Here is a 9,072-nt window from a genome sequence, read left to right on the forward strand (position 1 = left end):
AGCTCGTGTACCTGATCGCCGGGCTGGGGCTGCTGCATTTTTTCTGGATGCGCGCCGGCAAGAACAATTTTGCCGAGGTGTTCGTCTACGCGGCAATCATCGCCGTACTGCTTGGCTGGCGAGCCCAGCAATTCTGGAAGAAAAAGAGGCTGAAACCCATATACAGCGGGCGCAACCAGCTATCTTAATGATAGCGCGTTGCGCTGATCCTCATTGACCAATGAGGTGCTTGCGCTTGCTGTTCGACCGGCGGCGGTTCCGGGATCCGGATTAACCTGCCACCAGTTGCTCCTGCCGCATCTGGTCCTCGGCGGTTTCCCGCCGGCGTATGAGATGCGCCTTGTCACCGTCAACCAGTAGCTCAGCCGCCCGCCCGCGGGTGTTGTAGTTGCTGGCCATGCTCATGCAATAAGCACCTGCTGACATCACAGCCAGCTGGTCGCCCGCTGCGACAGACAGTACGCGGTCGCGGCCTATCCAGTCGCCACTTTCGCAGACAGGGCCTACCACGTCATATGTCGCCTCGGCGGCCCCGCTTTCCCGCAGGGGTGCGATGGCGTGAAAAGCCTGGTACATCGCAGGACGCGGCAGGTCGTTCATGGCCGCGTCGACGATGCAGAAGTTCTTGTGGTCACCCGGCTTGACGTAGAGAACCTCTGTCACGCACACCCCGGCGTTGCCGACCAGGGAGCGGCCCGGCTMGATCATCAACTTTTTGCCGCCATAGCCGCGAGCGTCGATTTTGGCGAGCAACTGCTGCCAGAGCGCGTCGGCTTCAGGAGGGGTGTCATTGTTGTAGTTGATGCCGAGGCCACCGCCGAAATCGATATGTTCCAGCGGGATGCCCGCGGCTTCAATCGCCGCCACGAGGTCGAGCACCCGGTCCATGGCATCAAGATAGGGTGTGGTGTCGGTGATCTGCGAGCCGATGTGGCAATCGATGCCGACGACTTGCAGGCCTTTGAGTGAAGCAGCGTGCCGGTAGATGCGCAGGGCGTCTTCATGCGCCACGCCAAACTTGTTGTCTTTCAGGCCCGTTGAAATGTAGGGGTGCGTCTTKGGATCCACGTCGGGATTGACCCGGATGCTGACGGGGGCGCGCATGTTCATGGACAGTGCGACCCCGGACAGCACGTCCAGTTCGGCTTCGCTTTCGACATTGAAGCAGCCGATACCTGCGTCGAGGGCCTGCCGCATCTCGCTGCGGGTTTTTCCCACGCCGGAAAAAATGACCTTGCGGGCTTCGCCGCCGGCTGCGAGCACGCGGGCAAGTTCGCCGCCCGAAACGATGTCAAAGCCGCAACCCGCAAGGGCAAAAGCCTGCAGGATACCGAGGGATGAATTGGCCTTCATGGCATAGCAAATTTGCGCATTGCGCCCCGCGAAACCGCGTTGGTAGGCCGCCAGTGCCGAAAGCATGGCCGCCCTGGAATACACAAACAGCGGCGTGCCGTGTGCGGCGGCCAGATCGCCAAGCCGGACGTTTTCCACAAACAGCTCGGTATCGCGGTAAGCGAAATGGGGGTGGCCTGGGAGAGGTTGGCGGGTCATGGGGCGTGATCTTTAAAGCGGTTGGAGTTATTGGCAGCTATCTTAAGGAGCGCAGGACTTGCGCGCCATGATCGATTGACGGCATGGACGGGCGGCCACCTTGAGATTGAAGGTCCAGCCGCCGGATGGCCTGAATCTTCAATAAATCGGCCCGGCTGACAGGTCAGCGAGCGGCTGACGCCGGGGTTGCAGGCGCGGCAGCCGGCGGCGCTGTGGTGGTCGCCGTGGCGGGCACCTTTGGGGGGACCGGCAGAAAAAGTGCGCCTTTTTGCCCGCAGCCAGCCAGCAAGGCAGAGCCAACCACAACAGCAGCAAGGCCATAGCGGGAAGGCGAAAGGCGGATGCGACCTAAAATTTGAGCTGAAGAAACCATGATGGGATTGTAATGACGGACCTTGAATACCAGGATCTGGCCGAGAGTGCACTGAGGGCCGTTGAAACTGCCTGCGACCGGATCAATGACGCGACCGACGCGGATATTGATAACCAGCGCACTGGCGGCATGGTCACGCTGACTTTCTCCAACCGCAGCCAGATCATCATCAATCTCCAGAAACCCTTGCAGGAAATATGGATGGCGGCCAAGGCCGGCGGGTTCCACTACAAATTCAGGGACGGGCAATGGGTTGACACCAAGGACTCGAGCGAGTTTTTTGCCAATTTGTCGCGCTATGCCAGCGAGCAGTCCGGCCAGACCCTGGTGTTCGCGGCCCCGGCTGAAGCAAATAAAACGTAGCAGCCGAGGCTGGTGGTCTGCCGTGATGGTGTTGAAACAAAAAAGGGCTCCCACGGAGCCCTTTTTGATGCGTTCCATCTCAGTTTTTGAACAGATCCAGAATGCGTTTTTTCTCGTCCGACGGCGGTAGCACCTGGATCGCGCCTGGTGCCGCCGGCGTGGCTGCTGCTGCTGCCGGGTCCTGTTGTATGCCCACTGTGCTCACCCCCGAGCCTTTGGCGTATTCGCTGTAGTACCACTCTCCGCCCACGTTGACGACCCCTTCGGGTGGCGGGTATTCGGCCACTGGAACGCCCTTGAGGGCGTATTCCATATAGTTGATCCAGATCGGCAGGCTCAGGCCGCCGCCGGTTTCACGGTCGCCGAGTTTTTTGGGCGTGTCGTAACCCATCCATACCGCTGCTGTCAGCGTAGGCTGGAAACCCACGAACCAGGTGTCGATCGAGTCATTGGTGGTACCGGTCTTGCCGAAAAGGTCGGGGCGCTTGAGCGTGGCTTGCGCTTTGGCCGCCGTCCCCGAGCGTGCTACTTCCTGCAGCAGGCTGTCCATGATGAACGCGTTGCGTGCATCGATGGCCCGGGCCGATTCATCCAGCACAGGCGGCTTGCTTTCAAGCAGCACCTTGCCGCGCTGGTCGGTGATTTTGGTGACCAGGTAGGGATTGACGCGGTAGCCGCCATTGGCAAACACCGAATAGGCGGTTGCCATCTGTATGGGGGTAACGGATCCGGCGCCCAGCGCCATCGTCAGGTAGGCGGGATGCTTTTCAGCTTCAAAGCCGAAGTGGGTGACCCAGTCTTGTGCATATGGGGCGCCAATAGCCTGCAATATGCGGATGGAAATCRTGTTCTTGGACTTCTTCAGGCCGGTCCGCAGGCTCATCGGGCCGTCGAAAGTGCCGTCGTAATTCTTGGGTTCCCAGGGCTGGCCGCCGGTGACGCCGGCATCGAAGAACAGCGGAGCGTCGTTGACCACGGTCGCCGGGGTAAATCCCTTTTCAAGAGCTGCGGAGTAAATAAACGGCTTGAAGCTCGAACCCGGCTGGCGCCAGGCTTGGGTCACATGGTTGAACTTGTTTTTCTCAAAATCAAACCCGCCCACCAAGGCCCGGATGGAGCCGTCGCGCGGATCCAGGGCCACAAAAGCGCCTTCCACCTCCGGCAGTTGGGTAATTTCCCAGGTGTTTTTCGGTGTTTTCGCCACGCGGATCAGCGCGCCGCGGCGAATCTTGATATTGGGCCCTGCCTTGTCGGCCAGTCCGGACTGGGCGGGCTTCAGGCCATCGCCGGTGATTTCAACCGTTTCGCTGTTTTGCCGCATGGCCAGGATCCGCTTGGGATTGGCTTCCAGCACGACGGCCGACATCACATCTCCATTGTCGGGGTTGTCGGTCAGCGCGTCGTCAATGGCGTCTTCTATTTCCGTCGCATTGGCGGGCAGATCAATGAACTTCTCTGGCCCCCGGTAAATTTGCCGGCGCTCATAGTCCATGATGCCCTTTCGCAGGGCTTTGTAGGCAACGGTCTGGTCGCTGGCGCGCAAGGTGGTGTAAACATTCAGTCCACGGGTATAGGTTTCGTCCCCGTACTGGTTGTAAACCAGCTGGCGGACTGTTTCGGCGACATATTCCGCGTGTACGCGGCCTGCATCGGGGCCGGTCCTGACTTTGAGTTCTTCTTCCTTGGCTGCCTTGGCCTGTTCGGCGGTAATGAAGCCGTTTTCCTCCATTCGCTCGATGATGTACTGCTGGCGAGCCCTGGCCCGTTTGGGGTTGATGATGGGGTTGTAGGCTGAAGGCGCTTTGGGCAGACCTGCCAGCATGGCGGCCTCGGCGATGGAAATGTTTTTCAGCGGCTTGCCGAAATAGGCCTCCGAGGCAGCGGCAAATCCATAAGCCCGGTTCCCCAGAAAAATCTGGTTCATATAGATCTCAAGGATCTGGTCTTTGGTGAGCAGGTGCTCCAGCTTGAAGGTCAGCAGGATTTCATAGATCTTGCGGGTATAGCTTTTCTCTGCAGACAGATAGACGTTGCGGGCCACCTGCATGGTGATGGTGGAGGCTCCCTGGCTCTTGGCCCGGCCCACGTTGGCGAAGCCGGCGCGAATCACGCCCAGGTAGTCCACGCCGCCATGGGAGAAAAAGCGGGCATCTTCAATGGCCAGCACTGCATCTTTCATGACCTGCGGGATGTCCTTGATCGGGGTGAGGCTGCGTCGTTCTTCCCCGAACTCACCAATAACCACCCCATCCGCGGAGTAAACCCGCAGCGGCAACTTCGGCCGGTAATCCGACAGGTCAGAAATATCCGGCAGGTTGGGGTAGGCAACCGACAGGGCTACCGCCACAAACAGCAAGACGGCGGTGACGCCTGCCAGCAACAAGCCGCCGCCCCACAAAAAGAGCATGAGCAGCCAGCGAGGGACGGAGGAGCCGGTGCGACCTTGCTTGACCGGGGCTGGATTCGAATCAGGAGACGTGGGTGTGGAGGGCATGTAGGCAATCGTAAAGTCGCGTCACCATTATAAAAATCCTGCAAAGCAGGGCGTGTTGCGCACTATCTGAAGTGCCACACTTTTACGTTTGCAGACATCCTTTTGCCGCAGTTCGCGGGGTTGTGGCTTGGCAGAACCGTCTGCTTTTGACAACGCTCTGGATATCTAAAACGGGAAAAATCCTTACTGCACAAAGAGCTTACTGCTACTATTCAAGTGATTTCTTAAGTATGCAGGGCTACATATTAGCCGTCATTTGGGGACCGCCTTGATCTCTCTGGGATCGTTATTCAACCGCCAACAACCCGCTTTGCTGGGTTTAGATATCAGCTCTTCCAGTGTCAAGCTGGTGGAGTTGAGCCGTGACAAGGCCGGTAATCTGGTGCTGGATCGCTGTGCGATCGAACCGCTGGAACGAGGCTGGATTACAGACGGCAACGTCGAAAAGTTCGACGAAGTCGCCGATGCGGTGCGCCGACTCGTCAAAAAGAGCGGAACCCGCACCAAGAATGTGGCGATGGCCCTGCCGGCTTCCGCAGTCATTACCAAAAAGATCATCCTTCCAGGGGGCCTCAGCGACGCAGAGCTGGAAATCCAGGTCGAATCCGAAGCCAATCAATATATCCCGTTCTCGCTGGACGAAGTCAGCCTCGATTTTTGCGTGGTAGGCCCCAGCGCCACCTCCAGCGGCGATGTCGAAGTGCTGATCGCCGCCTCCCGCAAGGAAAAAGTACAGGACAGGCAGGGTCTGGCGGAGGCAGCCGGTCTCAAGCCCATTGTTATAGATGTAGAGTCGTATGCTTCACGCCTGGCTACTGCACGCCTGATTGAGAGTCTTCCCAACAAGGGCGTGGACACTATGGTTGCCCTGTTTGAGGTGGGTGCGTTGACGACCAGCATGCAGGTCATCAAGAACGACGAAGTACTTTACGAGCGCGACCAGGCTTTCGGTGGCGCCCAGCTGACGCAACTCATTATTCGGCAGTATGGATTTTCTCCTGAAGAAGCCGAGAGCAAAAAACGCAGCGGTGATCTGCCGGAAGACTATGACTCCGGCGTGCTGAAGCCTTTTGTTGAGAGCATGGCCCAGGAAATAGGGCGAGCGCTCCAGTTCTTTTTTACCAGTACACCGCACAATAAAGTCGACTATGTCATGCTGGCCGGTGGCTCGTCGGCCTTGCCGGGTTTGACGGATTCCGTGACCCAGCAGACCTCGTTTGCCTGTGTCCTTGCCAATCCCTTTGAAGGAATGGAATTGGGTGCAGGTGTGCGTGAAAAGAAAATGCGGCGTGAGGCCGCGTCTTACCTGACCTCATGCGGTCTGGCTTTGCGGAGGTTCTTGCAGTGATTCTCGTCAATCTGCTTCCCCACCGCGAAGCTGCGCGCAAGCGCAGGCGCGAAGTATTTTTTGCCACGCTGGGTATGGCCGCCTTGGTGGGCGGTCTTATCTGCGGTGCTGTGTACTCCTGGTATCTTGCCCAGATTGAGAGCCAGCGAGGGAAAAATAATTTCCTGAAAACGGAAATTACCCGACTTGAAGGGCAAATCAAGGATATCGCCACGCTGCAGGCAGAAATTTCCGCACTCAGGGCTCGCCAGAACGCAGTGGAAGATCTTCAGGGGAACCGCAATCTGCCCGTGTACCTGCTGAGCGAACTCGTCAAGCAGTTGCCTGATGGGGTTTACATCACGAGTATGCGGCAGGAAAACCAGACGGTGTTGATTACCGGCGTGGCCCAMTCCAATGAACGTGTTTCGGAACTGCTGCGCAATCTGGCCAATAACAGTGCCTGGTTGACCCGGCCTGAGCTTGTCGAGATTACTGCCAATACGGTGAGCCTGGCCGCACGCGACCAGCGCCGGGTGTCTAATTTCTCGATGAGGATCGGGCTGAAGCGGGCCAGCGACCCGAAGACCGCTGGGTCCGCCGCAGCCGGCTCAACACCGGTAGTGTCCGGAGTACCTGCCAAACCTGCCTCGGCCGCCTCGGCCCCGGCCAAGGTATGAGTCGGAACGAACGAGTCTGAATATGGCAAAAATCTCTAAAAATTCCATCGACTTTGCTGCGATTCAAAGCAGTCTGAGGTCCCAGTTCACGGGCCTGGATGCTAATGACCCACCTTCATGGCCGGCCCTTCCGCGCTATCTTCTGTGCGTGGCGGTAACGGTTTTTGTCGTCGTGGCGTTGTGGTTTGTGTGGCTCAGCGCGTCTGATGAGGAGTTGACTTCGGAGAAGGCGAAGGAAGTCCAGCTCAAGGACGACTACTCGAAAAAGCTCGCGCAAGCCGTCAATCTGGACGCCCTCAAGAAGCAGCGGGAGCAGGTTCAACAATATGTGACCCAGCTCGAAAAGCAATTGCCCAGCAAGGCTGAAATGGATGCGCTGCTTTCCGACATCAATCAGGCGGGTTTGGGCCGCAGCCTGCAGTTTGAACTGTTTCGTCCTGGCCAGGTCAGCGTGAAGGAGTATTACGCCGAACTGCCCATTGCCGTCCGAGTCACCGGCAGGTACCACGACATGGGGGCTTTTGCAGCCGATATCGCCAATCTTTCGCGTATTGTTACCTTGAATAATTTGACGATAACGCCCGTCAAGGATGGCACGCTGGTCATGGACACAACGGCCAAAACGTTCCGCTATCTGGACAATGATGAAGTAGCCTTGCAGCGCAAAAGTGCTCCGGGAGCAAAAAAATGAACGCAGGCAAATACGCTTTGGTGGTCTGTGGATTGGCGGGAGTTCTATTTGGCCTGTCCGGCTGCGGCTCTTCTGAGCAGGAAGAGTTGCAGGAATGGATGGCTCAGCAACGCAACGCCACGAAGCCAAAGGTCGATCCCCTCCCGGAACCCACCAAATTCTCGCCCCAGCCGWATGGCCAGGAGAGTTCAATTGAACCCTTTAGCAGTCAGAAGCTGACACAGGCGTTGAAGCGCGAGTCGAATCAGGCGACAGCCAATGCCGCCTTGATTGCGCCTGAGCTGAGCCGGCGTAAAGAGCCTTTGGAGGCATACCCCCTGGATGCGATTGTGATGGTGGGTAGCTTGATCAAAGTTGGCCAGCCCGTCGCGCTCGTGCGGGTGGACAACCTCGTTTACCAGGCTCGGGTTGGGAATTACCTGGGTCAGAACTACGGCCGAATCACCAAAGTCACTGAAACGGATCTCGCTTTGCGCGAAATAGTGCAAGACGCAGCGGGTGAATGGATAGAGCGGACCGCGACATTACAGTTATTAGAGGGATCAAAATGAACAAGCAGACACCGGCACTAGAGACGCAGGAAAAAAGGGGCCGCCTGCAGCTTTTGTTTGGGCGTGTGTTGCGCTGCGCGTCGCTCAGTTTGGTATTTTCGGTAGCTGCCGCGCCTTTGCTGGCGCAGGCACAGAATGCCATTCAGGCGGTTTCCGGATCGGTTCAGGGGGGCTCAGAAGTCATTCGAATCGATTTGGCAGAGCCTTTGGCCGCGGTACCAACGGGCTTTAGTATCCAGACGCCAGCGCGCATCGCGCTGGATTTTCCGGGTGTGGGAAATTCCATGGGTCGGTCTGCAGTAGATCTCAACCTGGGGAATTTGCGCTCGGCAAATGTTGTACAGGCAGGGGAGAGGACTCGGGTAGTCCTCAATCTCAAAGTGCCAACGGCGTACAAGGCTGAGATTCAAGGTAAATCGTTGTTGATCACCCTCGATTCCGTAGCTGTGGCAGCGCCTTCTGCCATTACACCGCCCGTGTTTGYGGAAAACCGCAACACTGACACACTTCCTTTAAAGGACATCGACTTCAGGCGCGGCGCCGAAGGTTCTGGCCGCATCGTGGTGGACCTGCCTAATAACCAGGTGGGCGTGGACATTCGCCAGCAAGGCCAGACTCTGGTGGTTGAGTTCCTGAAAACTGCGCTGCCCGAAGGCTTGCGTCGGCGCCTGGATGTTGGCGATTTCGGAACACCGATCCAAACCGTCACCACGTTCCAAACCGGGGACAAGGTCCGCATGGTGGTCGAGCCGAAAGGCGCTTGGGAGCATAGCGCGTACCAGAGCGACAACCAGTTTGTACTGGAAGTGCGTCAACAAAAAATCGATCCCGCCAAGCTTACACAAGGCCCCGGGTATAACGGTGAGAAGCTGTCCCTGAATTTCCAGAACATTGAAATTCGCTCACTGTTGCAGGTGATCGCTGATTTTACGAACTTCAACATCGTGACGTCAGATTCAGTGACTGGTGCCGTTACCTTGCGCCTGAAAGATGTGCCATGGGATCAGGCGTTGGATATTATTCTTCAAGCCAAGGGTTTGGG

9 protein-coding genes and 1 pseudogene are annotated in these 9,072 nt (G+C 57.6%); 7 read left to right on the top strand and 3 right to left on the bottom strand.

Annotated elements, in window-relative coordinates:
• Positions 1-188 (top strand): annotated as a pseudogene (locus AC1D0Z_RS12385) (sulfoxide reductase heme-binding subunit YedZ); the annotation flags it as partial.
• 82 nt (positions 189-270) lie between these two features.
• On the opposite strand, the gene lysA reads toward AC1D0Z_RS12385, so the two are convergent.
• Both lysA and lptM read right to left on the bottom strand, forming a co-directional pair.
• Positions 271-1,551: a diaminopimelate decarboxylase gene (gene lysA, locus AC1D0Z_RS12390; RefSeq protein WP_477658545.1), complete on the bottom strand. Its 1,281-nt coding sequence runs from the start codon at positions 1,549-1,551 to the stop codon at positions 271-273.
• Between the two features lie 163 nt (positions 1,552-1,714).
• Complete coding sequence (lptM, locus tag AC1D0Z_RS12395) at positions 1,715-1,924, bottom strand: LPS translocon maturation chaperone LptM (RefSeq protein ID WP_477658546.1); 210 nt, start codon at positions 1,922-1,924, stop codon at positions 1,715-1,717.
• A 12-nt stretch (positions 1,925-1,936) separates the two neighbouring features.
• On the opposite strand from lptM, the gene cyaY reads away from it, so the two are divergent.
• Complete coding sequence (gene cyaY / locus AC1D0Z_RS12400) at positions 1,937-2,287, top strand: iron donor protein CyaY (RefSeq protein WP_477658547.1); 351 nt, start codon at positions 1,937-1,939, stop codon at positions 2,285-2,287.
• Between the two features lie 79 nt (positions 2,288-2,366).
• On the opposite strand, the gene AC1D0Z_RS12405 is transcribed toward cyaY, so the two are convergent.
• Positions 2,367-4,781 carry a penicillin-binding protein 1A gene (locus tag AC1D0Z_RS12405; RefSeq protein ID WP_477658548.1) on the bottom strand — a complete coding sequence of 805 codons (2,415 nt, stop codon included), beginning with the start codon at positions 4,779-4,781 and terminating at the stop codon, positions 2,367-2,369.
• Positions 4,782-5,049: 268 nt separating this feature from the next.
• Here AC1D0Z_RS12405 and AC1D0Z_RS12410 point away from each other — a divergent pair, with 268 nt between their 5' ends.
• From AC1D0Z_RS12410 to AC1D0Z_RS12430, 5 genes are all read left to right on the top strand, one after another.
• The gene (locus AC1D0Z_RS12410; protein WP_477658549.1) at positions 5,050-6,129 is read left to right on the top strand and encodes a pilus assembly protein PilM; all 1,080 of its coding nucleotides are present in this window, start codon (positions 5,050-5,052) and stop codon (positions 6,127-6,129) included.
• Entirely contained in the window at positions 6,126-6,788 is a 663-nt protein-coding gene (locus AC1D0Z_RS12415; RefSeq protein ID WP_477658550.1) for a PilN domain-containing protein, read from the top strand. Before AC1D0Z_RS12410 ends, AC1D0Z_RS12415 begins: the two co-directional genes overlap by 4 nt.
• 22 nt (positions 6,789-6,810) lie before the next feature.
• The gene (locus AC1D0Z_RS12420; RefSeq protein ID WP_477658551.1) at positions 6,811-7,479 is read left to right on the top strand and encodes a type IV pilus inner membrane component PilO; all 669 of its coding nucleotides are present in this window, start codon (positions 6,811-6,813) and stop codon (positions 7,477-7,479) included.
• Entirely contained in the window at positions 7,476-8,030 is a 555-nt protein-coding gene (locus AC1D0Z_RS12425; RefSeq protein ID WP_477658552.1) for a pilus assembly protein PilP, read from the top strand. Before AC1D0Z_RS12420 ends, AC1D0Z_RS12425 begins: the two co-directional genes overlap by 4 nt.
• Positions 8,027-9,072, top strand: a 1,046-nt coding sequence (locus AC1D0Z_RS12430; RefSeq protein ID WP_477658553.1) for a type IV pilus secretin family protein, incomplete at its 3' end; no start/stop codon positions are given. The genes AC1D0Z_RS12425 and AC1D0Z_RS12430, both read left to right, overlap by 4 nt.

This window comes from Polaromonas sp. P1_E3, from assembly GCF_056405935.1.